The sequence below is a fragment of the Knoellia subterranea KCTC 19937 genome (assembly GCF_000768685.1).
In the GTDB taxonomy this organism is placed as follows: Bacteria; Actinomycetota; Actinomycetes; order Actinomycetales; family Dermatophilaceae; genus Knoellia; species Knoellia subterranea.
This window is the reverse complement of the sequence record NZ_AVPK01000003.1, coordinates 289,959-315,594: the sequence shown is the minus strand read 5'-3', so window position 1 is coordinate 315,594 and position 25,636 is coordinate 289,959. Positions and strand designations below refer to the sequence as shown.

Annotated in this window: 22 protein-coding genes; 5 read left to right on the top strand and 17 right to left on the bottom strand. The window is 69.0% G+C overall.

Annotated elements, in window-relative coordinates; all coding sequences use genetic code 11:
* Window positions 1–44: 44 nt before the first annotated feature.
* Window positions 45–1,478, top strand: coding sequence for a hypothetical protein (locus tag N803_RS07565; protein WP_156969687.1), 1,434 nt, complete (start codon window positions 45–47; stop codon window positions 1,476–1,478).
* A gap of 11 nt (window positions 1,479–1,489) precedes the next feature.
* Here the strand turns inward: N803_RS07565 and icmF are convergent, their stop codons facing one another.
* The 5 genes from icmF to aroQ form a co-directional block, all read right to left on the bottom strand.
* On the bottom strand, window positions 1,490–4,732 hold the full coding sequence (icmF, locus tag N803_RS07560) for a fused isobutyryl-CoA mutase/GTPase IcmF (protein ID WP_035903873.1): 3,243 nt from the start codon (window positions 4,730–4,732) through the stop codon (window positions 1,490–1,492).
* 96 nt (window positions 4,733–4,828) lie between these two features.
* The gene (locus tag N803_RS18265) at window positions 4,829–4,999 is read right to left on the bottom strand and encodes a hypothetical protein (RefSeq protein ID WP_156969686.1); all 171 of its coding nucleotides are present in this window, start codon (window positions 4,997–4,999) and stop codon (window positions 4,829–4,831) included.
* A gap of 60 nt (window positions 5,000–5,059) precedes the next feature.
* Window positions 5,060–5,233 carry a hypothetical protein gene (locus N803_RS18260; RefSeq protein WP_156969685.1) on the bottom strand — a complete coding sequence of 58 codons (174 nt, stop codon included), beginning with the start codon at window positions 5,231–5,233 and terminating at the stop codon, window positions 5,060–5,062.
* An 11-nt stretch (window positions 5,234–5,244) separates the two neighbouring features.
* A complete protein-coding gene (locus tag N803_RS07555) occupies window positions 5,245–6,264 on the bottom strand; it encodes a phosphotransferase (RefSeq protein WP_035903872.1) in 1,020 nt (339 codons plus the stop codon).
* Window positions 6,257–6,712 (bottom strand): type II 3-dehydroquinate dehydratase, encoded by a 456-nt coding sequence (aroQ, locus tag N803_RS07550; RefSeq protein WP_035903869.1) that lies wholly within the window; start codon window positions 6,710–6,712, stop codon window positions 6,257–6,259. The genes N803_RS07555 and aroQ overlap by 8 nt, the downstream gene beginning before the upstream one ends.
* 159 nt (window positions 6,713–6,871) lie before the next feature.
* On the opposite strand from aroQ, the gene N803_RS07545 reads away from it, so the two are divergent.
* Complete coding sequence (locus tag N803_RS07545; protein WP_035903868.1) at window positions 6,872–8,506, top strand: alpha/beta hydrolase; 1,635 nt, start codon at window positions 6,872–6,874, stop codon at window positions 8,504–8,506.
* Between the two features lie 95 nt (window positions 8,507–8,601).
* Entirely contained in the window at window positions 8,602–9,342 is a 741-nt protein-coding gene (locus N803_RS07540; RefSeq protein WP_035903867.1) for a VOC family protein, read from the top strand.
* Between the two features lie 158 nt (window positions 9,343–9,500).
* Here the strand turns inward: N803_RS07540 and N803_RS07535 are convergent, their stop codons facing one another.
* From N803_RS07535 to N803_RS07525, 3 genes are all read right to left on the bottom strand, one after another.
* Entirely contained in the window at window positions 9,501–12,194 is a 2,694-nt protein-coding gene (locus N803_RS07535; RefSeq protein WP_035903866.1) for a DUF4153 domain-containing protein, read from the bottom strand.
* Complete coding sequence (locus N803_RS07530) at window positions 12,191–12,904, bottom strand: response regulator transcription factor (RefSeq protein ID WP_035903864.1); 714 nt, start codon at window positions 12,902–12,904, stop codon at window positions 12,191–12,193. Before N803_RS07530 ends, N803_RS07535 begins: the two co-directional genes overlap by 4 nt.
* A 69-nt stretch (window positions 12,905–12,973) precedes the next feature.
* On the bottom strand, window positions 12,974–13,930 hold the full coding sequence (locus tag N803_RS07525) for a helix-turn-helix domain-containing protein (protein WP_035903862.1): 957 nt from the start codon (window positions 13,928–13,930) through the stop codon (window positions 12,974–12,976).
* 90 nt (window positions 13,931–14,020) lie between these two features.
* Here N803_RS07525 and N803_RS07520 point away from each other — a divergent pair, with 90 nt between their 5' ends.
* Window positions 14,021–14,218 carry a hypothetical protein gene (locus N803_RS07520; RefSeq protein WP_035903861.1) on the top strand — a complete coding sequence of 66 codons (198 nt, stop codon included), beginning with the start codon at window positions 14,021–14,023 and terminating at the stop codon, window positions 14,216–14,218.
* Window positions 14,219–14,256: 38 nt separating this feature from the next.
* On the opposite strand, the gene N803_RS07515 is transcribed toward N803_RS07520, so the two are convergent.
* The 9 genes from N803_RS07515 to N803_RS07475 all read right to left on the bottom strand — a co-directional run bounded on the left by N803_RS07515 (window position 14,257) and on the right by N803_RS07475 (window position 24,354).
* A complete protein-coding gene (locus N803_RS07515) occupies window positions 14,257–14,970 on the bottom strand; it encodes an SRPBCC family protein (protein ID WP_035903858.1) in 714 nt (237 codons plus the stop codon).
* Between the two features lie 7 nt (window positions 14,971–14,977).
* On the bottom strand, window positions 14,978–15,832 hold the full coding sequence (locus N803_RS07510) for an FAD binding domain-containing protein (protein ID WP_035903857.1): 855 nt from the start codon (window positions 15,830–15,832) through the stop codon (window positions 14,978–14,980).
* On the bottom strand, window positions 15,829–18,318 hold the full coding sequence (locus tag N803_RS07505; protein WP_035903856.1) for a xanthine dehydrogenase family protein molybdopterin-binding subunit: 2,490 nt from the start codon (window positions 18,316–18,318) through the stop codon (window positions 15,829–15,831). The genes N803_RS07510 and N803_RS07505 overlap by 4 nt, the downstream gene beginning before the upstream one ends.
* Window positions 18,315–18,833 carry a (2Fe-2S)-binding protein gene (locus N803_RS07500; RefSeq protein ID WP_035903855.1) on the bottom strand — a complete coding sequence of 173 codons (519 nt, stop codon included), beginning with the start codon at window positions 18,831–18,833 and terminating at the stop codon, window positions 18,315–18,317. The genes N803_RS07505 and N803_RS07500 overlap by 4 nt, the downstream gene beginning before the upstream one ends.
* Before the next feature lie 102 nt (window positions 18,834–18,935).
* Window positions 18,936–20,051 (bottom strand): XdhC family protein, encoded by a 1,116-nt coding sequence (locus tag N803_RS07495; protein ID WP_035903853.1) that lies wholly within the window; start codon window positions 20,049–20,051, stop codon window positions 18,936–18,938.
* Window positions 20,044–21,195 carry a vWA domain-containing protein gene (locus N803_RS07490; protein WP_245617078.1) on the bottom strand — a complete coding sequence of 384 codons (1,152 nt, stop codon included), beginning with the start codon at window positions 21,193–21,195 and terminating at the stop codon, window positions 20,044–20,046. Before N803_RS07490 ends, N803_RS07495 begins: the two co-directional genes overlap by 8 nt.
* Complete coding sequence (locus N803_RS07485) at window positions 21,158–22,039, bottom strand: AAA family ATPase (protein WP_035903851.1); 882 nt, start codon at window positions 22,037–22,039, stop codon at window positions 21,158–21,160. The genes N803_RS07490 and N803_RS07485 overlap by 38 nt, the downstream gene beginning before the upstream one ends.
* Window positions 22,040–22,152: 113 nt before the next feature.
* Window positions 22,153–22,737 carry a nucleotidyltransferase family protein gene (locus N803_RS07480; RefSeq protein WP_035903850.1) on the bottom strand — a complete coding sequence of 195 codons (585 nt, stop codon included), beginning with the start codon at window positions 22,735–22,737 and terminating at the stop codon, window positions 22,153–22,155.
* Between the two features lie 27 nt (window positions 22,738–22,764).
* Window positions 22,765–24,354 (bottom strand): choice-of-anchor I family protein, encoded by a 1,590-nt coding sequence (locus N803_RS07475; protein ID WP_035903849.1) that lies wholly within the window; start codon window positions 24,352–24,354, stop codon window positions 22,765–22,767.
* Window positions 24,355–24,477: 123 nt separating this feature from the next.
* Here N803_RS07475 and N803_RS07470 point away from each other — a divergent pair, with 123 nt between their 5' ends.
* Window positions 24,478–25,617, top strand: a complete 1,140-nt coding sequence (locus tag N803_RS07470) for a zinc-binding dehydrogenase (protein ID WP_035904018.1) — start codon at window positions 24,478–24,480, stop codon at window positions 25,615–25,617.
* The last annotated feature ends 19 nt before the right edge of the window (window positions 25,618–25,636 follow it).

Sequence of the window (25,636 nt, the reverse complement as noted above, 5' to 3'; positions counted from 1 at the left end):
GTCAGTGGCGGATGTCAGCCTCTTCTCAGAAAGGGGTGATCGGCATGTCTGAACTCTGGTCATTCATCGGCGCACTGGTTGCGTCAGCCGTGATGGCACTGTTCCTGATCGGTGGCTACATCGCCACCAACGCGTTTGCCATCGGCTGGCGCGCTGAGTCCAAGGCTCTCCTAGGCATCCACCTCCTTCGGTGGAGGTGGGAGGACGGACTCGCCAAGACATCAGAGCGTCGCTTCTGGGAGCGGCGCTATTTCGCGGTGGAAAGCACCGACCCAGCATTGTCTGTGGGCGAGTGGCGCGCCGTGACGGTCGCGTTCGCCCAACGGCCGTCTGACGTTTCGTCGTCGCCAGAGCAGTGGGAGCGACGCCTGAACGCAGTCCAGTTCCGCGCCCTCCGTCGCCTGCACGAATGGGCTGACACCCAGACATCGGTCGACGCGATTCTGAGGAACTGGTGGTGGCGATCGTTGCGTGAGAGATGCAGCCTCTCGCTGGTCGGGGTGCGATACGTCGGCAGACCGGCTCTGATGTCGCTAACCGACAAACTTTGTGAGGGCGGCGCTCCCGTGCTGGCCTGGGCGCCGGCGGTCGCCCTCGCGATCTGGGGCCTTTCCCCTCAGCGGGGCGACGCAGCCGGCGACTGGATCGCACACGTCGGGTGGGTGTGTGCGGTCGCGGCAGTCATCGGCGTTGTCGTGCCACTATTGCGCGAGACGATTCGGATCTTCTCTGCGATCCCACGCGAAAACCAGGTGCCGAGCAGGACACTCACCATCGGCGTGTTCGGTTTCGCAGTGCTCATCTTTGCCGCTCAATACTTCGGAGTGCTCGAACAGGTCTCGTCTTGGATCGACGCTTGGATGCGTCGAACCCCGCAGGATGTGCTGACTTGGGTGATTGCAGGCTTGTTCGCCTCCTGGGTGCTCTGGCGCGTCGTCGTCGTCGCGCGAGCCAACTGGCGCCGAGCCAATTGGCGCCGACCCTCACTCTGGCTGCCATCCGCTACGTACGCACTCTTTACATTCATGGTCATCTGGGTGCTGTTCGGATCGCGCTGGTTCACCGTTGACCGCGTCCGCTCTGTAACTCTCGCAGTCGGTCTGGCCGTCACGGCAGTGGCTATGCTCTGGGGCCTCCAGTCGGGGATCCTGTGGGGCAAGAAGGTGTGGTGTGAGTACCAAGCTGTCTCGTCCGCAGGCGGAATCGACCTCGGAGGCTTCTACCCCAAGACGACCCTGATTGCGACCGTGATTTGGCTCGTCCTCCTGATCATGCTGATTGTTGTCGACCCTGAGACAGCCTCGGGCTGGCTCTCGCTGGCGGCGGGTCTGTTGTGGCTTGGCATGTCCGGCGGTTGGCTTCTTCCTCAAGCAATCCTCGGAGCACTGTGGCGTCGCCGGTTACGACTCCGGTTCGAGCAGATCGAAACGCTCGACATGGACACGGTGGTGACCAACCTCCAGCAACAGAACAGTTAGCAATGCCGAGTTCAGACGTTGCGGCGGTACTGGCCCCCAACCTCGAAGAAGGCGTCCGTCACTTGCTGCAGGGTGCACACCCGCGCCGCGTCCATGAGCACCGCGAACACGTTGTCACCTGACATCGCCGCCTCACGCAACCGGCCCAGCTCCTCCTCGGCCTCGACCGAGTGCGCCTCGCGATAGGCCCGAACCCGGGCCAGCTGGGACTCCTTCTCGGACTCCGACGCACGAGCGAGCTCGACGTGCTGCGGGGTGCCACCCTCGGCGTCGGGCTTGCGGAACGTGTTGACGCCGATGATCGGCAGCGACCCGTCATGCTTGCGGTGCTCATAGAGCATCGACTCGTCCTGGATCTTGCCGCGCTGGTAGCCGGTCTCCATCGCCCCGAGCACTCCCCCGCGCTCGGAGATCCGGTCGAACTCCGCCAGCACCGCGGCCTCGACCATGTCGGTGAGCTCGTCGATGACATAGGAGCCCTGCAGCGGGTTCTCGTTCATCGCAAGCCCCCACTCACGGTTGATGATCATCTGGATCGCCAGCGCCCGACGCACCGAGTCCGGACCCGGGGTCGTCACGGCCTCGTCAAAAGCGTTGGTGTGCAACGAGTTCGCGTTGTCATAGATCGCGATGAGCGCCTGCAACGTCGTGCGGATGTCGTTGAAGTCCATCTCCTGCGCGTGCAGCGACCGACCCGACGTCTGCACGTGGTACTTCAGCTTCTGCGACCGCTCGTTTGCGCCGTACTTCTCACGCATCGCGACCGCCCAGATCCGGCGAGCCACCCGACCGATGACCGAGTACTCCGGGTCCATCCCGTTGCTGAAGAAGAACGACAGGTTCGGCGCGAAGTCGTTGATGTCCATGCCGCGCGCAAGGTACGCCTCGACATACGTGAACCCGTTCGCCAGCGTGAAGGCCAGCTGGCTGATGGGGTTCGCCCCCGCCTCGGCGATGTGGTAGCCCGAGATCGACACCGAGTAGAAGTTGCGCACCTGCTGTTCGATGAACCACTCCTGGATGTCGGCCATCATCCGCAGCGAGAACTCGGTCGAGAACAGGCACGTGTTCTGCCCCTGGTCCTCCTTGAGGATGTCCGCCTGGACCGTGCCGCGCACCGACGCCAGAGCATGCGCCCGTATGCCGGCTGCCTCCTCCGCGTTGGGCTCGCGCCCCTCGCGCTCGCTGAACTTCGCCAGCTCACCGTCGATGACCGTGTTGAGGAAGAACGCGAGGATCGTCGGCGCCGGGCCGTTGATCGTCATCGACACGCTCGTCGACGGTGACGTGAGGTCGAACCCGTCGTAGAGCGCCTTCATGTCGTCGAGCGTCGCGATCGAGACACCGGACGTGCCGACCTTGCCGTAGATGTCGGGGCGCGGGTCGGGGTCGCGGCCGTAGAGCGTCACCGAGTCGAACGCCGTCGACAGACGCGTCGCCGGCTGCCCCTCGGACAGCAGCTTGAAGCGGCGGTTCGTCCGGAACGGGTCACCCTCGCCGGCGAACATGCGCGCCGGGTCCTCGTTGTCGCGCTTGAACGGGAAGACGCCCGCGGTGAACGGGAAGAAGCCCGGCAGGTTCTCGCGCCGCAGGAACGACACGAGGTCTCCGTGGTCGGCGAACGACGGCACCGAGACGCGGCGGATCTTGTTGCCCGACAGCGACTCCTTGACGAGCGACGTGTGCAGCTCCTTGTCGCGGATCCGCACGACCTGCTCGTCACCGGCATACGCCTCGACGGTCGCGGGCCAGTTCTCGATCGCCTCGCCCACCTCGGTCGGCAGCGCCTTGCGCGCCTCGACAAGCAGAGCATCGACCGCGTGGTCCTCGTGACCGGCCGCCGCGAGCTCGTCGTCCACGAACTCGAGCCGCTGCACGCGACGCGCGTGGGCGGCATACGCCTCGGTCTGCGAGTGGTAGCCACGGACGGTATCGGCGATCTCCGAGAGGTAGCGCACGCGCGCGGCGGGAACGATCTGGCGCAGCACCGACGAATGCCTCACTGAGACGGGCGGCAGGACGCCCTCGGAGAACTCGAGGCCCTTCTCGGAGAGCAGGCGCCGCAGCTCCTGGTAGAGCGCGGTCACGCCGTCGTCGTTGAACGTCGCGGCGGAGGTGCCGAAGACCGGCATGTCCTCGGGCTTCTTGCCGAAGGCGTTGCGGTTGCGGACGAGCTGGCGGCCGACGTCGCGCAGCGCGTCCATGGCGCCGCGCCGCTCGAACTTGTTGATGGCGACGAGGTCGGCGAAGTCGAGCATGTCGATCTTCTCGAGCTGGCTCTGCGCGCCGAACTCGGGCGTCATGACATACATCGACACGTCGGCGAACGGCACGATCGCCGCGTCGCCCTGACCGATGCCGGGCGTCTCGATGACGATGAGGTCGTATGCCGCCGCCTTGAGGATCGTGATGACGTCCTCGAGCGCTTCGGGCACCTCGCGGCCGCCGCGGGTCGCGAGGGAGCGGAAGAAGATGCGGTCGCCGTCGAGCGAGTTCATCCGGATGCGGTCCCCGAGCAATGCGCCGCCGCCCTTGCGGCGGGTGGGGTCGACGGCGACGACCGCCACGCGGAGCTTGTCCTGCTGGTCGACGCGCAGGCGGCGGACGAGCTCGTCGGTGAGGCTCGACTTGCCCGAGCCACCGGTGCCGGTGATGCCGAGGACGGGGACGTGCCTTGCCTCTGCGGCGCGCGCGAGCTCGGCGCGGTCGTCGTCGCTGAGCTTGTGCGTCTCGGCGCCGGTGATGGCGCGGGCGACGGCGGCCCGGTCGCCCGACAGGACGCCGGCGACGGAAGCCGAGCGGACGGCATACAGGTCGGTGTCGCAGTCCTCGATGACGGTGTTGATCATGCCGACGAGGCCGAGGCGCTGGCCGTCCTCGGGGCTGAAGATCGTCACGCCCGCCTCGCGAAGTCGGGCGATCTCGTCGGCGACGATGACGCCGCCGCCACCGCCGACGACCTTGACGTGGCCGGCGCCGGCCTCGCGGAGGAGCTGGACGAGGTACTCGAAGTACTCGACGTGGCCGCCCTGATAGGAGCTGACGGCGACGCCCTGGACGTCCTCCTCGATCGCCGCGTCGACGACCTCCTGCACGGAGCGGTTGTGGCCGAGGTGGATGACCTCGGCGCCCTGGCTCTGCATGATCCGCCGCATGATGTTGATCGACGCGTCGTGGCCGTCGAACAGGCTCGATGCGGTGACGATGCGGACCGGGTTCGTCGGCACGTGCAGCTCAGGGGACGTCTGTGTCATACCGAAATAGTAGGACGTCCTACTAATACTGAGAAGTCACGAGCGTTGCCCCTGCTCAGGGCAGCACAAAGCGGTTCGCGAACCGCCTTGGGCAGGTCAGATGCCGCCGCCCATGCCGGCACCGTTGTTGTCCCGGTGCACATGGGAGCCGAGCGCCCCTGCAGTGGTGTCGGTCGACCCGTTCTGCGAAATGCCGGTCGAGCCGCGACGGTTGAGCCACCACGCGAGAGCCGCGATGACGAGAACGAAGACGATCAACCACTTCATGACGATTCCCCTCCCCGAGCCCGGAGTGGGCTGCGGACTCTCAATCTAGACCCGCGCAGGTCAGAAACCGCCGTAGCCGCCGCGGTCGGGACCGTACTTGTGCGAGACCTGGCCCACGGCACCCGCGACAGTGTCCGTCGAGCCGTTCTGGCTCATCCCCGTACTGCCTCGCCGGTCGAGCCACCACACGAGCAGCGCGATGACGACCACCAGACCGATGACGATCCACCACATGACTTCAGTGTCTAGTGAGAGGTGGCGGAGGAGAAGGGATCGGGCGCGGTCGCGTCAATGAGCCACTCGGTCACGGAGCGCCTGAACCGCTCGTCGACGCACTCGAGCGGCACGTCGGCGATGAGGCGCCGCCACGACTCGGCCCGATGCAGGCACGAGATCCGGTCAGCCGCCGGCATGAGCCCACGGAGGGTGTCCAGGTCGGCGAGGTCGGTCCACGGTTCGAGGAACGCATCGGTCAGCGCCACGAGGTCAGGGTGATCCGCCGGAAGCTCGCGCCGGCCGCGCAGGATCCACACCGGGATGCGCGCGACCGTCAGCGGATGCGTCCACAGCGCGTCACCGAGGTCGATGAACGCCGCCCCGTCACCGAGCCGGAATGCGTTGCCGAGGTGAAGGTCGTTGTGCTGCAACGAATCCGGCAGCCCGCTCGCGACAAGAGTCGCGGCGGCGTCGCGGACGCGACCCAAACCATCGCGTATGCCGTCCGCTTCCGTCGCGCTCGGACGTCGCGGATCTTCGTCGGGCAGGTGGACGAGCTCGGCGAGCAGCCGCTCGACCCACGCCACGACGTCGTCCGGCTCCTTCGGGAAGCGGCTCAATCCCGTTGCCAACAGGGCGTCCTCGTGAGCCGCGAGCGCACGCTGAGCCGACGCGAACTGGCGCGCCATCGGCAACCACTCACTCGGGGGAGGCATCGTGTCGTCGTGCCACAACGGCATACCCAGATCTGCAGTGGCCAGCCATCCACGGGACGGTTCGAGGGCCACGATCGGTGCGACCGTCCCGGGCGCGATGGCTTCGACGGCCTGCGCCAGCGCGGCCTCGAACGCCTGCGAGGGTGCGTTCTCCTTGACCCAGACCTTGCCCTGATCGGTCTCGATGCTCAGCACTGTCGACCAGAAGCGCACCCGCTCCTGCACGAGCTCACCCGTGACGACACGACCCGTGGCCTCGATCGCGGGAAGCAGCCAGACCTCGAGCTCGGCCCGCCAGGCATCGCTGCTCCAGCGCGCGGGAAGGTCAATCACGCTGTGCCGCAACCCACTCGATGGCTTCGACGTAGCCGCGGACACCGCGACCGATGATCTGGAAGTCGGTGACGTCGGTGAGGTAGCTGAAGTGCCGGAACTCCTCGCGTGCGTGGATGTCGCTGATGTGCACCTCGACCTTGGGCACCTCGACCGCGGAAAGGGCATCACGCATCGCGACCGATGTGTGCGTATAGCCGGCGCCGTTGAGGATGAGCCCCGCGATGCCGCGCCGCCCCTCCTGGATCCAGTCGATGAGCACGCCCTCGTGGTTGCTCTGCCGGAACTCGAGCGTCAGCCGCGCGCGCGTGCACGCGTCGAGGCACATCGCGTGGACGTCGGCGAGCGTCTCGCGGCCATAGATCTCGGGCTCGCGCTCCCCGAGCAGGTTGAGGTTGGGTCCGTTGAGGACGAGGACCGTGGTCGAGTCGAGCGCGCCGGATTCCATGAGCCGAGTATGCCGTCCGCCCACCTCGCGCTCGCTCCGCCGCCACCGCGCCCGAATCTCAAAAACTTCTGTGCGATCGCCCCGATGAGCGCCGGGGTGCGGCAACGTGTCCCGAGGACCGCCACGAGACGGCCCACTCACGCACAGAGGAGAGTTTCAATGAGGAAACTGGTCACCGCAGTGGCCGCCGTCGGGATCCTCGGCATCGGCGTCGGCACGGCGTCGGGTGCCCTTGCCGCGCCGCAGGCACGGCCCGCCGGGAACACCACGACTGCAGCGAGCAGCTACACGCCGCCACCCATCGACTGGGGCACCTGCGTCAAGGCGAGCCTGCAAGCCGCCGGCGCGAAGTGCGGACTGCTCACGGTCCCCCTCGACTACGCCAAGCCGTCCGGCGAGAAGATCCAGATCATGGTCTCGCGCATCGCGCACAAGACCTCCGACGCCGACGCCCAGGGCGTCATGCTCGTCAACCCCGGTGGCCCCGGTGGCTCCGGCCTCTCGCTCGCCCGCCTCGGTGGCGCGATCCCGAAGCAGGGCGGCGACCCCTACGACTGGATCGGCTTCGACCCGCGTGGCGTGGGTGAAAGCCTCCCGAAGCTCACCTGCGACGACGACTACTTCGCAGCCGGCCGACCGGCATACGTTCCGGATTCGCCGAGCATCAAGCGTGAGTGGTGGGCCAAGACGCGCCAGTACGCGCGCGACTGCTCCAACGCTCCCGGCGCGAAGATCCTCGACCACACGAAGACCACGGACTGGGTCCAGGACATGGACTCGATCCGCAAGGCCCTCGGCGCCGACCAGATCAACTTCTACGGCTTCTCGTACGGCACCTACCTCGGGCAGGTCTACGCGACGATGTTCCCGGAGAACGTCCGCCGGTTCGTCCTCGACGGTGTCGTGAACCCGACCGACGTCTGGTACGACGCGAACCTCAACCAGGACGTGCAGTTCGACAAGAACATCGCAACGTACTTCGACTGGATCGCCGAGCACGACGCCGAGTACGGCCTGGGCACCGACGGTGCGGCGCTGCTGCAGAAGTACTACGACATCCTCGACCAGCTCACCGACGAGCCGATCGGCAACTTCGGTGCGGCCGAGTGGAACGACATCTTCGTCGGAGCCGGCTACTACGTCTACGACTGGGACGGCACCGCGCACATGTTCGCGGCGGCCGTGAACGGTGACTTCGGTCCGGCGCAGGACTACTACGGCGACCCGACCGGCCCGGGCTCGGACAACACGTTCGCGAACTACCTCGCGGTCCAGTGCAGCGACGTCTCGTGGACGAAGAGCTGGGGCAAGTGGGACTCCGACACGTGGGCCATCCACGACGAGCACCCGTTCCTCGCGTGGAACAACGCCTGGTACAACGCGCCCTGCCGCTACTGGGACGCCAAACCCGGCACGCCCACCAACGTCGACGGCTCGAAGGTGTCCGACGGAATCCTCCTCATCGCCGAGACCAACGACGCGGCGACGCCCTTCCCGGGCGCTCTCGAGGTGCGCAAGCGCTTCCCGAAGTCGGTCCTCATCGAAGGCGTCGGAGGCACGACCCACTCGGGTTCGCTGTCCGGCGTCTCCTGCACCGATGACCGCATCGCCGACTACCTCCTCACGGGTGCACTCGACCCGCGGAAGGCCGGCGACGGCAGCGACGTCCAGTGCGACCCGGTGCCGGCACCGGACGCCACGGCCGTTGACGCCAGCGCCCGCACGTCGGGTTCGGCCCACCAGGGTCTGAGCTCCGACCTGCGCAAGACGATCATGCGGGCCGTCGGTCACTGACCCTCGCGCCCGATCGTTGGCAAGGCTCCTCGCACCATTCGGTGCGAGGGGCCTTGCGCCCTTTTGGCGCGCCATCACCGATAGCGTCGCTGGGCATGGACATGCTCAGAGGTGAAGCGATCGGCAAGGCGGGTCTCGTCGAGTGGAGGAAGCTCGCGCAGGGTCTGCACGCGCGATACGTCGTTGGGGACTTCGGGGCGGCGGCGCGGTTCGTTGCGGCGATCGGTGCGACCGGTGACGAGGTCGGGCACCATCCGCGCGTCGTCGTCGGGTCGGGGCACGTCGACCTCGAACTCGTCACGGCCGATGCCATCTATCGCGACGACGAGGGGACCGAGTATGTCGTCGAGTGGGTGACGCAACAGGACATCGATCTCGCGGGGCGGATCACCGAGATCGCAGCCGAGCAGGGATTGACGGCCGACCCTGCGGCGGTGAGCGAGCTCGAGCTCGGACTGGACGTGGGCTCGTCTGCCGCTGTCGCGCCCGTGTGGGCGGCGCTGCTGACCGGTGATGCCGAGTCGCAGGGGCGGGGTACGCCCGGGGACGAGGTTCGAGACGCGACGGTGCGGGTGCCGAACCTGTGGTTCGACGAGGGCGACGAAGTTGCCATCGAGGACGCCGCTTCGGATGCGGGCGCACCGACGGGCGAGCGATTCCACGTGGAGGTCTATGTCGCTCCTGAAGCGCGCGACTCCCGCATCGCCGCGGTCGTCGCAGCCGGTGGGACGGTCGTCGATGACAGCCAGGCACCGGGCCTCACCGTCATCGCCGACCAGGAGGGCAACCGCGGCGTCCTCTGCGTCGACACCTCCGCCATCCCCACGACCGACTGAGCCCGCCCACCGCGCGACTTATTGCGATTTCGTGCGCCTACCGCGGCCGTCTCACCGCTGCTGAAAGGGGGCACGAAATCGCAATAAGTCGTTGCCGCGCTGCACCAACTCACAATCAGTGCCGCGCCACCGCACTACGCCAACCCACAATCCGTGCATCAGTCGGTGCGAGAACCAACGTCGCCGCCGAAGCTCGAGCAGAACGACGCGTCGCGCTGGAGGTCGATGCCCTCGGCGGCACCGAACGCGCGGGACCGACCGAGGTTCCACTCGAGCACGTCGTCCGTGAGGTCGTGGCTGCGCTCCATGTCCCACGAGAGGACGCAGGCCGCCTGCTTCGCGTCGAGCCCCTTGATGATCGCCGGGGTGGCGTCGACGCCGAGCCGATCGAGATAGGCGGTGTCGAGCTTGCCGGTTGCGTGGAAGCGTTCGATGTTCTGCGTGGCGACCCAGCCGTCGGGGTTCATCAGCCCGAAGCCGAGGAAGAACAGCGCCCCCGAGAGCAGCGCGGCCCGCGGCACCCACGTGCCCTTGAGTCGCACGACCGCCACCATCATGAAGACGATGAGCAGCCCCAGCCACAACTCGAACCCGTCGACGAAGACGCGCAGCACGGTGTAGCCGTAGGCCTCCTGGTAGAGGCTCATCCGGTAGAGCGCGGAGGCCACCACCGCCAGCGTCAGCGTGCACAGCGTCAGCAGCGCGACCCTCAACACCAGTCGATCTGACGCCGTCTCCTGCGATGCCTTGCGGGTGGCGATGCCCACGACGACGAGCGTCAGGAACGTCGCGGTGGTGAGTTGGCCGAAGCCCTGGTGGACGTATTCGGCGTAGGTCAATCCCGTTGTCTCGCGCAGGTATTCGTGCCCACCCCACATCGCGGTCGCCTGTGCCACGAGGAAGGCCGCGAAGAGGGCGATGACGACGCCGAGCGGCACGAGCCACTCCCAGCGATGCCGGACCGCCGCACCGCGAGGCACATCGAGGTCGGCGATCTTGGGCGGGTTGAGGGCGAGGTAGGCCCCAGCGAGGGCCACACCCGCGACGAAGACGAAGACGAAGATCCGGGCAATGATGTTGTCCCAGCGCAGGTCCGGCACGATCGACTGCGCCCACGACCCGAAGATTGCGTCACCCGACGCGAAGAGTCCACCGAAGAGCACGAGCCCGATCGAGGCGATCGCAGCCGTGCGCAGCACCGGCCACAACAACGGCATCTTGCTCGTGGCCGTGAGGGTGCGGCCCAGCAGCGGCAGGCCCCGCAGGCCGGCCAGCACCCACGACATCGCCGACAGCGGGATGCTGACGAAGGACCGCGCTCGGGTCACCGTCGTGGCGAGCAGCAGGGCGGCAAGCATCGCCGACAGCACCGCGATCCACTCGGCTGCCCGGAGGAAGGTCATCGACGCCAACCCCACGCCGATCGCGACGCAGCCCATCGCCCACGGAGTCCAGGGCGAACGCCAGGACTTGAGGATGAGCGCCGCAGCGAGCAGGGCCACCAGGCCAGCCGCGAGACCAATTCGCCTGTCCGGCAACGTGATCGACGCGAGCAGGCCCAGGCCGAGCGCACCGATGAGCAGCATCGGCTGCGGGCCGAGACCGGATTCCGGCCAGAAGCGCCCGAAGAGCTGGTCGGTGAACGGAGGCACGTCGGGGCAGGCCACCGCCGTGACCGTGTCCGTCGCCCGGCCTGGAGGCTTCGCGGCTGCCGGTGGCGGAGCGGGTGTCGTCGTCATGGTGACCTCCCGGGTCGGTTGGGGCAGTCGTGCCGCACTGGGAGTCGAACTGGAGATGGGGGTGCCAGCGGGGGCAGACTCCGAAGCCGCCGTGACGCTCGCGTGGGCCGTCGTGTGTCGCGGCAGGACCGCCCGCAGCCGTGCACCGCGGCCACAGTCGGGTGTGGGAAGGACGTGGATCGAACCACCATGGAGCTCGCAGACCCACGACGCGATCGCGAGTCCGAGGCCGGTGCCGCCCCCGGAGTCGTCGCCGGTCCCGAACCGTCGGAACACGTCGGCGGCCTTGTCGGCCGGGATGCCCGGACCGTCGTCCGACACTTCGAGCGCCCAGCGTTCGTCGTCGAATTCGGTTGCGGTGAGGCGGATTTCACCGTGGGCCGGACTGTGCCGGGCGGCGTTGTCGAGCAGGTTCGCGACGAGCTGGGCAAGGCGAGCGGGGTCGGCGGTGACGCGCAGATCCTCGGGGAGCACACGGCATACATGGGTGACGGGACGCGACCCGAGCTCAGCTTCACGGACCGCGCGAGCCAGCACCTCACCGACCGACACCTCCTCGAGGCGGAGCGGAGCGACGCCCGCGTCGATCCGCGAGAGGTCGAGGAGGTCGCCGACGAGGTCGCTCAAACGCTCCGACTGGACGAGCGCACCCCTGAGCGCTGCGTCATCGGGCTGAACGACCCCGTCGACGAGGTTCTCGAGCAGCGCACGCTGAGCAGTCAGCGGCGTCCGCAGTTCGTGCGAGACCGTGGCGATGAGTTGGCGACGCTGCCGGTCGGCGTCGGCGAGGTCGGACGCCATGGCGTTGAAGGCTCGGGACAACTCCCCGACCTCGTCCGTAGAGGCGGTCGACACGCGCTGCCCGTAGTCGCCCGCGGCCATCCGGCTCGCCGCCTGGGTCATCTCGCGCAGCGGCGCGGTCATCCCCCGCGCCAACCACTGGGTGACAAGGAGCGCAGCCGCCACCGTGACGGGGAGGGTGAGCCAGAGCGGCATGCCGGCGCGGTCGCCGATCGTCGCGAAGAGGGCCGCCACGATGCAGGTCGCCCCGACGAGCAGCCCGAGCTTGACCTTGATCGAGCCAACCCGCTCGAGGGGTTCGTCGGTGATCACGGGGTCTCCAGGGCGTAGCCGACGCCGTGGACGGTGCGCACGCGAGCCGCGCCGATCTTGGCGCGCAGCGACTTGACGTGGCTGTCGAGAGTCCGAGTTCCGGAGGCATCGGACCAGCCCCACACCTCGGACATGAGCTGCTCGCGCGAGCGGACCGCACCGGGTGTCGCGGCGAGCGCGGCGAGCAGGTCGAACTCGAGCGGGGTGAGGTGCACGTCGGCTCCGTCAACAGTCACGCGGCGGGCCGGACCGTCGATGCGCAGCGCCCCGAGATCGGTCGTCGCGGCGGGCGCGGCCGCGAGTTCGGCAGCTCGCTCGACGCGGCGCAGGAGGGCGTGGGTTCTTGCGACGACCTCGCGCATCCGGAACGGCTTGGTGACGTAGTCGTCGGCGCCGACCCCGAGGCCGATGAGGATGTCGGTCTCGTCGTCGCGAGCGGTGAGCATGAGGACCGGGACAGGGCGGACGGCCTGGATGCGGCGACACACCTCGAGACCGTCGAAGCCGGGGAGCATGACGTCGAGGACGACGACATCGGGCTCGTGGACACCGAACGCCTCAACAGCAGCCGGCCCGTCGTAGGCCTGGTGCACCGTGTAGCCCTCGGCCCGAAGGCGGTCGGTCACGGCCTGGTTGATCGTCGGCTCGTCCTCCACGACGAGCACAGTCCTGCCCGTTCCGCCGGAAGCTCCCACGCCAGTTCCACTCATGCCACTGACAGTAGGAGTCGAGCGGTGGTGCGCGCGGGCACGACCTGTGGAGAAGTCGTGAAGATCGGCTCAGGCCGACGCGCGGTGCCGGGTCCGGAACGTTGTGGGAGTGAGGCCCGTGCACTGGCTGAAGTGGTGCCGCAGCAACGCCGCGCTGCCGAAACCGACGTCGGTCGCGATCTGTTCGATCGACAGCTCGGTCTCCTCGAGGAGTTCGCGCGCCCGGAGCACCCGCTGGTCGGTGATCCACTGGTGCGGCGTCGTCCCGGTCTCTGCGACGAACCGCCGGGCGAAGGTGCGCGACGACATCGCCGCGCGCCGGGCGAGGTCGGCCACGGTGTGCGCCTCGTCGAGGTGCTCGAGCATCCATTGCAGGACCGGACCAAGACTGTCGGCCTCAGTCACCGGGACGGGCCGGTCGATGAACTGGCGCTGACCCCCGTCGCGGTGCGGCGAGACGACCATGCGACGAGCGATGCGGTTGGCGATGGCGCCACCGAGTTCGGCGCGAACGAGGTGGAGGCACGCGTCCATCCCGGCGGCCGTGCCCGCGCTCGTGATGATGTTGCCGTCGTGGGCATAGAGGACGTCCGGGTTGACCTTGGCGAGCGGGTATTCGGCAGCGAGGCGGTCACTGTGCAGCCAGTGGGTCGTGCACTCGCGCCCGTCGAGGACTCCCGCGGCGCCGAGCGTGAACGCCCCGGAACAGACCGACAGCACGTGGGCACCTCGGTCGACCGCGTCCCGAACGACCTGGGTCACCGCTTCCGACGGTGTGTATGCCGCGTCGCTCGCCGGGATCGCGACGAGGTCTGCGTCGTGGGCGCCTTCAAGGCCGTACGGCGCGACGAGAGCGGTCCCGCCGTCGGAACGCAACGGCATACCGGGATTCTCTGTGCACACACGGAAGTCGATGGGCGGGACGCCCTCCTCGGTGCGGTCGGTTGCGAAGACCTCTGTGAGGACGCCGAACTCGAAGAGCGCCACGGGGTCCTGGAGGATGACGGCGACGGAGCGGAGGGCCATTCGTCGAGCATGACAGGTTGGCAGCATCTTGTGCAAGAGTGTCAGGACTGCCACTCGTGGCAGGATGTAGTGGGGCGACAAACTCGTGCCATGACCTCCTTCATCACCACCATCGCCCCCGTCCTCCCCGCCCTCGTCCTCGCGGCCCTGTTCGTCTGGGCGCTCGAGCGCAGCAACCGCCGGCACGGCACCGCCCCCTGGGGCGACGACTGGCGGCACCACGTCGACCACGACGCCGACCACCGGCGCAGCGAGCACGACATGGACGCCTACGGCCGAGCGGCCTGACCCGTCCAGCTCAGCGGCATCGGCTCAACGGCAGTGATTCAGCGTCGGCGACCGGCCGCGTAGCCGAGGACGACACCGACAACGGCCGCCGCGGCATACGGACCCCATTGCCGGACCGCCGACGGAAGGGCCACCGCTCCCAGGTCGATCGCATCGTCGACCGGCGGAGGTGCCGGTCGACTGCTCGCGGCCCTCGCGGGTGAACTCGGGGCTGCTGCGGCCGCCGTTGCTGGGGCGGCACTCGGGTGCTCCGTCGCTGGGCTCTCGGAAGCGTCAGGGCTTGCGGGCGACGCGTCCTCGGCCACTGCCGGCGCAGCGAACTGGCTCTCGATGCAGTCGACGAACTGCCGCAACAACTTGTCGGAGACGTCCTGCATGACGCCCCGACCGAACTGGGCGGGCTTGCCGGTGATCGCGAGATCGGTGACGACGTCGACCTGCGTCGCGTCACCATCGGGCGTCAGCTGCATCGTGACCTTGGCGCCGGCCGTGCCGTTGCCCCGCTTGTCCTTGCCGCGCGCGTCGATGACCGCGCGGTGGGCTGCGGCGTCGCGCTCCAGGAAGCTGCCCGAACCGGCATACACGAGAGCAATCGGACCGAGCTTGACCTTGACGGTTCCGGAGAAGCCGTCGTCGGTCACCTCGGTCACGGTGGCGCCGGGGAAGCAGCCACCGACGCGTTCCAGGTCGAGCAGCGTCTCCCACACCTCGTCGACGCCAGCGGGCACGGTGAACTGGTGCGTCAGCTCCACGACGGCCTCAGCCTCCCGCGGCCGCGAGGACGGCGCGACGGGTCAGAACGGGCGCGAGCGCGCGGCGATAGTCGGCGCTGCCGTTGAGGTCGGAGGGTGGGTTGGTGCCCTCGGCGGCTGCGGCGCAGGCCGTGCGGATGGCTTCGTCTGTGGCCTCGGCACCGACGAGCGCGGCTTCGACTGCCAATGCACGCAGCGGCGTCGAGCCCATGTTGGTGAGTCCGATGGCGGCCTCGGCGATCGTCCCGCCCTCGACACGGACGGCGGCAGCGACCGCGACGATCGACCACTGGTGGGCGACGCGCACGAACTTCTCGTAGTGACCACCCCAGCCAGTGTGCTTCGGGACACGGATCGAGGTGAGGAGTTCGCCCTCGCCGACGGCCGTCTCGAAAAGGTCGTGGAAGAACTCGCCGGCGGGGACGGACCGCTCTCCCCCGCTGCCTGCGATGACGAACTCAGTATCGAGCGCGAGCGCCGGGGCACCGACATCGCCGGCGGGATCGGCGTGGACGAGCGCGCCACCCACCGTGCCGCGGTGCCGGATCTGCGGGTCGGCGACCTCCTTCACTGCGGCATGCAGGACGGCGGCGTGCTCGCGGACGAGGTCGCTGTCGAGGAGGTCGGCATAGGTCGTCATGGCGCCGATGACGATGTGCTCGCCGTCCTCGCGAACGCCACGCAACTCCTCGATGCGGCCGAGGTCGATGACCTTCTCGGGCGCATTGAGGCGCATGCGCAGGATCGGCAACAGGCTCTGGCCACCGGCGAGCACCTTGGCGTCGTCACCGGCCTCGGCCAGGGCTGCGAGAGCCTCGGCCACCGAGGTGGGCGCGACGTAATCGAACGATGCGGGGATCACTGGCCGGCTCCTTCCGTCGTCGAGCCGGGATCATCCTGGTTGGGCGCGTCGGCATCGAAGTGGGGCTGGGCGTCGGATGGCATGTCCGCGTCCTGGGTTGCTCCAGCCGTCTGGATCGCGGTCCAGACCCGCTCCGGGGTGCAGGGCATCGCGATGTCGTTGATGCCCATGGGCCGCAGCGCGTCGACGATCGCGTTGACGACCGCTGGTGTCGAGGCGATCGTGCCGGCCTCGCCGACACCCTTGGTCCCCAAGGAGTTGTAGGTCGAGGGCGACGTCGTGTGGTCGGTGACGAAGCTGATCGTGTCGGCCGCCGTCGGGAGGGTGTAGTCGACGAACGAGCCGGTGACCAAGGTGCCCTGCTCGTCGTACTCCGCGCCCTCCCACAACGCCTGCGCGATGCCCTGGACGAGTCCGCCGTGGACCTGGCCCTCGACGATGAGTGGGTTGACGATGACACCGATGTCGTCGACGCAGACGTACTTGCGCATCTTCGTCGCGCCGGTCTCGGTGTCGACCTCCATGGCGCACAGGTGGGTGCCGTGCGGGAAGGAGAAGTTCACCGGGTCGTACGTGGCGTCCGCGTCGAGCGACGGTTCGACGTCGTCGGGCAGGTTGTGCGCGGCGAAGGTCGCCAGGGCCACGTCGGTGAGCCCGATCCTGGTGTCCGTGCCCTTGACGGTGAACTGGCCCGCGGCGAAGTCGAGGTCGTCCACGTTGGCCTCGAGGAGGTGGGCCGCGATCGGCCGCGCCTTCTCGATCACCTTGTCCGCGGCCCGAACCAGCGCTTCGCCACCGACGACGAGGGATCGCGACCCGTAGCTGTCCATGCCCTTGGGTGCGATCTGCGTGTCGCCGTGGAGGACCTCGACGTTCTCGAACGGGACGCCGAGCCGGTCGGCGACGATCTGGCTCCACGCCGTCTCGTGGCCCTGCCCGTGGGCCGAGGCTCCGGTGATGACCTCGACGGTTCCGGTGGCGAGCATCCGGATCGAGGCGGACTCCCATCCGCCCGCGCCGTAGTTGAGTGCACCGAGGATGCGGGAGGGTGCGAGGCCGCACATCTCGGTGAAGGTCGAGACGCCGATGCCGAGCTGCACCGGGTCACCGGACTCGCGGCGTTGCTGTTGCTCGGCGCGCAGCTCGTCGTAGCCGAAGAGTTCACGCGCCCGCGCCGTCGCCGCCTCGTAGTTCCCGGAGTCGTAGGTCATGCCCGCGACGGTCGTGAACGGGAACTCCTCGTGCTTGATCCAGTTCTTCTCGCGGATCTCGAGCGGGTCGACGCCGACCTCGACCGCGAGCTCGTCCATGAGTCGCTCGATGGCATAGGTCGCCTCCGGGCGACCGGCGCCGCGATAGGCGTCGACCCACGTCTTGTTCGTGTAGTAGTTCGTCGTGTTGAACCGGTAGGCGGGGAACTTGTAGATCGAGTTGAACATCCACGCCCCGAGCACCGGCACGCCACCACCCACCAGTGCGGCATAGGCGCCGAGGTCGGCCATGAGTTCGACCTTGAGCCCGGTGACCGTGCCGTCCTTCTGTGCCGCGAGAGTGAGCCGCTGCCACTGGTCACGACCGTGGTGGCCGGACACCATCGTCTCGGAGCGCGTCTCGGTGTATTTGCACGGACGACCGAGCTTGCGGGCCACGGCCAGGGTGATGAACTCCTCCGGCGTCGACTGGAGCTTGCCGCCGAAACCTCCGCCGACGTCGGGTGCGATGACCCGGATCTTCGACTCCGGGAGGCCGGTCGTGGCCGCGATGCAGAACCGCAGGACGTGCGGGATCTGGGTCGCGGACCACATCGTCACCTGTTCGCCGGTCGGGTCGACCACCGTCGACCGCGGCTCCATGAAGGCGGGGATGAGTCGCTGCTGCCTGTACTCCCGCTCGATCACGATGCCGTCGGCCCGCGCCGCCGAGATGGCCTCGTCGACGTCACCGCCGGTGCCGCCCTCGAGGGAGTCGAGTTGCCAGAACGCCGACTTGTTCGTGCCCAGCCCGGGGTGCGCGAGCACCGCGTCGGTCGCTGCCTCCTTGAGGTCGAGGACCGCGGGCAGCTCCTCCCACTCGACGTCGACGAGTTCGGCGGCGTCGCGCGCCTCGGCCGCGGACCGGGCCGCGACGACGGCCACGATCTCTCCGGCATGGGCAACCCGTTCGAGCGGCATGGGGAGGTGGTCGGGGGTCTTCTGCTCTGCCGAGAGCGGCCAGGCGGTGATGTTGACGCCCTGGATGTCGGCGATGTCGGCGCCAGTGAAGACGGCGATCACGCCCGACGCCGACCGCGCCTCGTCGGTGTTGATGCCCGCGATCTTGGCGTGGGCGAGCGGGCTGCGGACCATCGCGAGATGGAGCATCCCGTTGAGGGTGATGTTGTCGGTCCACTTGGTCCGACCCGTGATGAGGCGCTGGTCCTCCTTGCGGCGCCGGTCGCGTCCGATCTCGGCGGTCTGCTCGGCAGGACGGTCGTCGACGGTGGTCATGACGCCGCTCCCGCCGTGGCATCCGCCGTGGCGCCAGCACCGGCATCACCGGGTGGCTCCTGACCCGCCGCCATCTGCACGGCGCGGACGATGTTGTGGTAGCCCGTGCACCGGCAGAGGTTGCCCTCGAGCCCGACCCGGATCTCCTCCTCGGACGGGTTCGGATTCTCGTTGAGGACGTCGATCGCCTGCATGATCATGCCGGGCGTGCAGTAGCCGCACTGGAGGGCGTGGCACTCGTGGAACGCCTTCTGCATCGGATGCAGCTCGCCGTCGACGGCGAGCCCCTCGATCGTCGTCACCTCGTGTCCGTCCGCCTGCACGGCGAGGACGTTGCACGACTTGACGCTGCGACCGTCGAGATGGACGGTGCACGCACCGCAGTTGCTCGTGTCGCAGCCGATCACGGTCCCGGTCTTGCCCACCACCTCTCGCAGGTAGTGGACGAGGAGCATGCGTGGCTCCACCTCGTCGCTGTAGGACGTGCCGTCGACAGTGACCGTGATCCGAGTCATCGTTGACTCTCCTCGCCGTGGCGGATGCGGATGCACCTGATCTTTCACGAACCAGCCGATGCCGACAAGGCTTTGCCGATATTCACAGGCCGCACAGGCGCGTCACCCGTGGATGGGACCGTCCCGGTCGACGAGGCGATCGCCGCGTCCGCCCCAGCGCAGCGCGATGATCTCGGCGGCGATGGACACGGCCGTCTCCTGCGGTGTGCGGGCACCGAGATCGAGGCCGATCGGTGACGACAACCGGGCGAGTTCGGCGTCGGTCAGCCCCGCTTCGCGCAGCCGGGCCATCCGGTCGTCGTGAGTGCGCCGCGACCCCATGGCCCCGACATAGGCCACCTCGGGCACCCGCAGCGCCACCTCCAACAACGGCACGTCGAACTTCGGGTCGTGGGTGAGCACGCACAGCACGGTCCGCCCGTCGATGCGTCCGGCCTCGACCTCGTCGCGGAGATAGGTGTGCGGCCAGGTGACCACGACCTCGTCCGCCGCCGGGAGCCGAGCCGGCGTCGCGAAGACCGGCCGCGCGTCGCACACGGTCACGGCATACCCGAGGAAGTGCCCCACCTCGGCAACCGCAGCCGCGAAGTCGATGGCGCCGAAGACGATCATGCGCGGCTTGGGCGCGTGCGAGCTGACGAAGACCCGCATGCCCTCCCCGCGCCGCTCCCCGTCCGGACCGTAGGTCAGCGTCTCCGTGAGTCCCTGCGCGAGCAGTCCCCGCGCGTCGTCCGTCACGGCCTGGTCGGCGCGCTCGCTGCCCAGACTGCCGATCGCGGTGTCAGGTCGCACGACGAGCCGGCGCCCCACCCACGACGAATCCGGGTGTGCGACAACGGTTGCGATCGCGACCGCACGCCCTTCGTCGATGTCGTCGGCGACGGATCCGAGGTCCGGGAAGGTCTCCTGACTCACCTTCTCGACGAAGACGTCGAGTTGTCCGCCGCATGTCAAACCCACGCTGTATGCCGTGTCGTCCGAGACGCCGTATCGCGTGAGTTCCGGTGTGGCAGAGCGGAGTACGTCCTGCCCGAGTTCATAGACGGCACCCTCGACACACCCGCCCGACACGGACCCGACAGCGGTGCCATCGGGACCCACGAGCATCGACGCACCCGGTGGCCGCGGCGAGGACCGGAAGGTGTCGATGACGGTCGCCAGCGCGATCTCCTCGCCCGCCTCCCACCAACGGCGCAGCTCCGGCAGGACCTCACGCATCGCCAACGACCTCCATCAGCTCGGAGAACGCGGCCAGCGAATGCCCGGCCACGAAGGAGTCAACGTACGGGAGGGCGGCGATGATGCCCTGCTGGACGGGTTCATAGGCCTCGTGCCCTCGGTGGGGGTTCGCCCAGACCACGTGATGCGCGAGCCCGTGGAGGCGACGCATCTGCTCGCCCAGGCCCTCGGGATTGTCGCGCTCCCACCCATCGCTCACGAGGACGACGACGGCACCTCGGGCCATCCCGCGCCGACCCCACAGGTCGAGGAACGCCTTGATCCCGTGCGCGAGGCGCGTGCCACCGGACCAGTCGGGAATCGTGCGACCGGCCGCGACGAGTGCCCGGTCCGGGTCGGGTTGGGCGAGTGCAGCGGTCAGGTGTGTGAGTCGGGTGCCGAGGGTGAAGACCTCGACGTGCCCCGGTCCCCGGCACCAGACGTGTGCGAGGCGCAGCAGGGCGTCCGCATAGGCGCTCATCGAACCCGAGACGTCGAGCAGGAGGACGACGCGGCGCGGCCGCTCGGCGCGGTGGCGTCGACGGATCACACCGGGCTCGCCCTGCCGGCGCAGCATCTCCCGCAGGGTCGCCCGACCGTCCACGACTCCGCGGCGGGCAGGAGTGAGCCGATGGGTCCGGCGGCGCGGCGGCCTCGGACGGAGCGCGGCGAAGAGGCGCGCCAACTGAGCCCGCTCACGCGCCGACAGGGACGCAATGTCCCTGTGCCGCAACACTTCCGTCGCACTCGCGGCCGCTCGCACCACCTCGTCCTCGGACCCATCGCTCTCCGAGGAACCCTGCCCTGCCTCGAGATCGGCCATGACCTCCTGCGGTCGATGCGGCGCACGACGGGCAGCGACCGGCCGTTCGGCACCGAACCACGCGGCATACACGAGGTCGTATCTCTCGAGGTCGGCAGGTGAGCCGCAGAGCGTCGCCCGCCCCACGGCATACACGGCCGGTTGGTCCTCGAGCCCCACGGTCGCGACGGCACCCAGATAGGTGCGCTCACGATCGGCCGTGACAGCCACCCCCGCGGCCCGCAGGGCGCGCGCGAAGCCGAGCAGGATCTCCTCGGCGGGGCGGACGGTGCTCACGGCAGCGTCACCGCGCCATGAGCCGGTCGAGGGCGGCGCGGACACGGTCGAAGTCCTCGCGATACTTCACGGCCACCCCCAAGGACGCCGCCGCCGACTCCGTGTCGAGGTCGCGGACGCCGAGCTCGTGCAGTGCGCGCGCCCAGTCGAGGGTCTCGGCGACACCCGGCGGCTTGAGGAGTTCGCGATCCGTGCGGATGCCCTGGATGACGCGGACGACCTGCCCGGCCAGCTCCTCCGAGACCTCCGGCGCGCGGGAGCGGACGATCGCCAATTCACGCTCGAGAGAGGGGTGTTCGAGCCACTGATAGAGGCATCGCCGCTTGAGCGCGTCGTGCACCTCGCGGGTGCGGTTGGAGGTCAGGACAACGAGCGGAGGCGTGGTCGCGCGCACCGTTCCGAACTCGGGGATGCTCACCTGCCACGTCGAGAGGACCTCGAGCAGGAAGGCCTCGAACTCGTCGTCCGCGCGGTCGATCTCGTCGACGAGCAGGACTGCCGGCGCTTCCCTCAGAGCACGCAGGATCGGCCGCGCGACGAGGAAGCGCTCGTCGAAGAGCCCTGACTCGGCGTCCTCGAGCGAGCGCGTGCCGTCGACCGCCTCGATGGCGCGCAGGTGGAGGATCTGGCGGGGGAAATCCCAGTCGTAGAGCGCCTGGCTCGCGTCGATGCCCTCGTGGCACTGGAGCCGGATGAGTGGGACGCCGCAGGCCGACGCCAGGGCCTCCGCGAGCGCTGTCTTGCCGGTGCCGGGTTCACCCTCGACGAGGAGCGGGCGGTGCAACCGCGTGGCAAGCCAGGCGATCGTCGCGAGCTCGTCGTCGGCGAGGTAGCCCGTGGCCGCGACGGCTTCCCGCAGGTCAGCGGCTGTGCTGAAGTCCAGACCCATACCGAGCATCGTCACACGAGCTCACCCCCACTGATTGCCCATCGGCGCGCCTTCTCGCGCGGCGCACCGATATCGGACCCCGCACCGATGGGCAATCAGTGGGGAAGAATCAGTCAGACATCGTGGGGGCGGTCGATGTCGCGGCCGGTCGCGAGGTCGCCGCACTCCACGAGCACGGGCGGGTGCAGGTCGAAATAGGTCCGGGCCCCGTGGTCGCCGACTGCGTGCTGTCGGACCCGAGCCCAGTGGTCGCGGCCGAGGAGCACGGGGTGCCCGGCCCGCCCGTCGTAGGCCGCCCGGACCAGGGCACCCTCGAGCTGACCGTCAACGCAGGTGAGCATCCGCTCGTGCACGGCATGCCCCACGTCCGGGAGGTCGACGAGCATGAGGATGGCCGCACGCGCGTCCGTCGTCGCGAGGACGTCGAGGCCGCGCCGGAGCGACGCACCCATGCCCTCGTCCCAGTCCTCGGCCTCGACGACGAGTCCGCCGACCCGCTCCGCGCGCGCCCTCACGTTGGGCGCCGCCGACCCCACCACGACGTGGACGTCGGCGACGCCCGCGTCGTGGAGGTGGGTCACGGTCGACTCGACGAGGGATGGGCCCGTCGGAGAGAGCCGGAGCAGCGCCTTGGGTCCACCCATGCGTCGCCCGGCCCCCGCCGCGAGAACGAGCCCCGCCACCCCACCATCAGCCATTCGGTCACTCTGCCATCCGGCCGGGCGTCAGTGGGTCGAGATCTCCCAGAGAGTTGTCGTCCCGGAGATCTCGTTGCCGACGGCGAGCAGAGGCGTGCCCGTGGGGCTGTCCTCACCAGCAATGAAGTGCACGCCCTCGGGACCGAGGTCGCCAGCCGTGCCCGCCTCCGGGTCGCCGTCGGCGATGCGGTTGTGGGCGTAGCCGGCGATCCGACCGGCGGCCGGGTTGGTGACGTCCACGACGGCAATGCCGCTCGTGCGCTCCAGGCCGACGAACGCGTAGGCGCGTCCGCCGAGCTTGCCGAGGTCGAGACCCTCGGGCTCGGGGCCCTTGTTGTCACTTCGCGTGTCGGCCGAGTCGTTCTCGGCGTTGTCGGCGTTGAAGAGCTCCGGGTCGGCCGCTGCGGTGAGCTGCTCGAACGCGTCACCGGAGTCCCAGACGAGGGTGCCGTCGGCGCTGCGGACGCTGATCGACCGACCGCCGAGGACGTGGAGTTCGGTGATGCCGGCGGCCGACGTCTTCGACGTCGCAGTCGAGACGGTGAGTCGTCCGAGAGCCGAATCCTTCTGCAGCGCAACGGCATTGGGAAACGCGGCCGGGTCCAGGGTCAGGCTCTTGACGCGCTCCTCCTCGGCGTAGCAGTCCCAGTCACGAGCGTCACCCTCGTTGGCGGTGACGAGGTAGGTCTGGCCCTTCACGGCGTAGGACGCGATCGAGTCGGGCTGATACATGCCCTTGACCGGCCACTGCGCGATGTTGATGGCCTTGTCCTTGTCGGAGGCGTCGAGGCCCTGACCGGCGACCGAGTGGTCCTTGAGTCCGAGGGGCGCGATGTCCGTGACCCGGGCGGTGCGCACGTCGATCGTGGCAACCGCGTTGGCCTCCTGGAGCGTCACCCACGCGGTCTTCCCGTTGGTCGAGGTCGTGATGTATTCGGGCTCGAGGTCCTGGGCGACGCTTGCGTTCGGTCCGTAGATCCGCACACCTTCCGCGCGGAGCGCGTCGACCTGCGCGTTGTATGCCGTGAAGTCGGCAGTTCGAACCGTCGCCTTCGCGGCGCCGGCACGGAGGTCGATGACAGAGACGGAGCCCTCCGGGTCGACCTGACCCTCGCAGTAGCCCTCGGGCTCACCCTCGTTGGCCACGAGCGCGAAGTCGCCGCTGCCCGTGAACCTCACCATGTCGGGGAGGGCCCCGGCCGGAACCTGCGAGACCTTGGCGAACGTCGTGGCGTCGAAGAACGAGACCGTGCCCGGGCCCGTCTTCTCGTCGGCCTGCTCGGCCACTGCGACCAGATTCCCTTGCACCGCAACGCTGTTCGCGCCCGGGGTGTCGAGGGAGGCGAGCTTGACGGGGTTGCGCGCGTCGCGAATGTCGAGGACGTCGACCGTGCCGGCGTGGGCGTTGACGACGAAGAGGCGCTGACGCTCGGGGTCGTGGGCGACGATCTCGGAAGCACCCTCGTCGAAGGCGCCGGTGCGATAGGTGCCGAGCGGCGTGAGGGTCACCTCGGGAGCGGGCGGAGCGGCAACAGCAGCTCCGGAGACGGCAGGGACGAGCGCGGCCGCGGCAACAGCGGCGACGGCGAGGGGCGCAAGGGCGCGGCGGGATGACATGAGCGCAACCTAGGGAGGCGACCGACCGGCATACCGGCTCTCAGGTGAACACTCGATGAGCAGCAGTCGACGGCTTGTCGCAGGTGCGGTGGAATGGGCGCGAACCCGACGGAAGGTGACCCTGTGACCCTCACGACGCGAGCCGCGGTGCTGCGCGCCTCGACCGACGCACACACGTTCGCCGAGTTGCGACCGCTGAGCATCGAGGAGGTCACGCTCGACGGGCCGGGGCCGGGTGAGGTCCTCGTGCGCATCGTCGCCGCGGGTCTGTGCCACTCGGATCTCTCCGTCGTCAACGGCGACCGCCCGCGTCCGCTGCCCATGGTGCTCGGCCACGAGGCGGCCGGTGTCGTCGAGGAGGTCGGGGCCGGCGTCACGGACGTGGCGGTGGGCGACCGGGTCGTGTGCTCCTATGTCCCGTCGTGCGGATCGTGCAGTGACTGCGCCGGCGGACATCCGGTGCGGTGCGCTGACGCGCAGGCCGCGAACCGCGAGGCCCGGCTCGTCACGGGTCGGCGACCGTTCCGCGACGGCACAGGTGCGGAACTGCAGCACCACCTCGGCGTCTCGGCGTTCTCCGAGCTCACCGTGGTCTCGCCGCGCTCGCTCGTGCCCGTTCCGGATGAAGTGCCGCTCGACGTCGCCGCGGTCTTCGGGTGTGCCGTGCTGACGGGCGCGGGCGCAGTGCTCAACACGGCGGTCGTGCGACCGGGCGAACCCGTTGTCGTCGTCGGGCTCGGCGGGGTGGGCCTCTCGGCGATCATGGCCGCGTCGATGGCCGGTGCGCATCCCGTCATCGCCGTCGACACGGTCGAGTCCAAGCTCGCCCAGGCGAGGGAGGTCGGCGCCACCCACGGTGTCCTCGCGGCTGACGACGCCGCCGAGAAGGTGCGCGACCTCACCGGCGGCGGTGCCGCGGTGGCGATCGAGGCGGCGGGGCACCCAACGGCACTGTCCACGGCATACGCCGCATGTCGGGTCGGCGGTCGCGTCGTCGTCGCCGGACTCCCCCACCCCCGCCACACGATCGACGTCCCGATCGCCGCCCTCGTCGGCGAGGAGAAGGCCATCCTCGGCTCCTACATGGGCTCGTCCGTGCCGCGCCGCGACCTGCCGCGATTCTTTGACCTGTATGCCGGTGGGTTGCTTCGCGCGGACGCGCTCGTCACCTCGCGCTCGGTGCCGCTCGACGACCTCAATGTCGCCCTCGACCGCCTGCACGCGGGCTCCGAGGTGCGCCAGATCATCACGCCGGGCGCCTGACTCGAACGGGTCCGCCCGA

What these genes read in the sequence shown, in the direction of transcription:
- N803_RS07540 (WP_035903867.1), top strand. Translation starts at nt 8,602, where the DNA reads ATGGACATGCTCAGAGGTGAAGCGATCGGCAAGGCGGGTCTCGTCGAG.
- N803_RS07500 (WP_035903855.1), bottom strand. Translation starts at nt 18,833, where the DNA reads ATGACTCGGATCACGGTCACTGTCGACGGCACGTCCTACAGCGACGAG.
- N803_RS07505 (WP_035903856.1), bottom strand. Translation starts at nt 18,318, where the DNA reads ATGACCACCGTCGACGACCGTCCTGCCGAGCAGACCGCCGAGATCGGA.
- N803_RS07525 (WP_035903862.1), bottom strand. Translation starts at nt 13,930, where the DNA reads ATGGCCCTCCGCTCCGTCGCCGTCATCCTCCAGGACCCCGTGGCGCTC.
- N803_RS07520 (WP_035903861.1), top strand. Translation starts at nt 14,021, where the DNA reads ATGACCTCCTTCATCACCACCATCGCCCCCGTCCTCCCCGCCCTCGTC.
- N803_RS07530 (WP_035903864.1), bottom strand. Translation starts at nt 12,904, where the DNA reads ATGAGTGGAACTGGCGTGGGAGCTTCCGGCGGAACGGGCAGGACTGTG.
- N803_RS07480 (WP_035903850.1), bottom strand. Translation starts at nt 22,737, where the DNA reads ATGGCTGATGGTGGGGTGGCGGGGCTCGTTCTCGCGGCGGGGGCCGGG.
- N803_RS07485 (WP_035903851.1), bottom strand. Translation starts at nt 22,039, where the DNA reads ATGGGTCTGGACTTCAGCACAGCCGCTGACCTGCGGGAAGCCGTCGCG.
- N803_RS07565 (WP_156969687.1), top strand. Translation starts at nt 45, where the DNA reads ATGTCTGAACTCTGGTCATTCATCGGCGCACTGGTTGCGTCAGCCGTG.
- N803_RS18265 (WP_156969686.1), bottom strand. Translation starts at nt 4,999, where the DNA reads ATGAAGTGGTTGATCGTCTTCGTTCTCGTCATCGCGGCTCTCGCGTGG.
- icmF (WP_035903873.1), bottom strand. Translation starts at nt 4,732, where the DNA reads ATGACACAGACGTCCCCTGAGCTGCACGTGCCGACGAACCCGGTCCGC.
- N803_RS07545 (WP_035903868.1), top strand. Translation starts at nt 6,872, where the DNA reads ATGAGGAAACTGGTCACCGCAGTGGCCGCCGTCGGGATCCTCGGCATC.
- aroQ (WP_035903869.1), bottom strand. Translation starts at nt 6,712, where the DNA reads ATGGAATCCGGCGCGCTCGACTCGACCACGGTCCTCGTCCTCAACGGA.
- N803_RS07495 (WP_035903853.1), bottom strand. Translation starts at nt 20,051, where the DNA reads ATGCGTGAGGTCCTGCCGGAGCTGCGCCGTTGGTGGGAGGCGGGCGAG.
- N803_RS07475 (WP_035903849.1), bottom strand. Translation starts at nt 24,354, where the DNA reads ATGTCATCCCGCCGCGCCCTTGCGCCCCTCGCCGTCGCCGCTGTTGCC.
- N803_RS18260 (WP_156969685.1), bottom strand. Translation starts at nt 5,233, where the DNA reads ATGTGGTGGATCGTCATCGGTCTGGTGGTCGTCATCGCGCTGCTCGTG.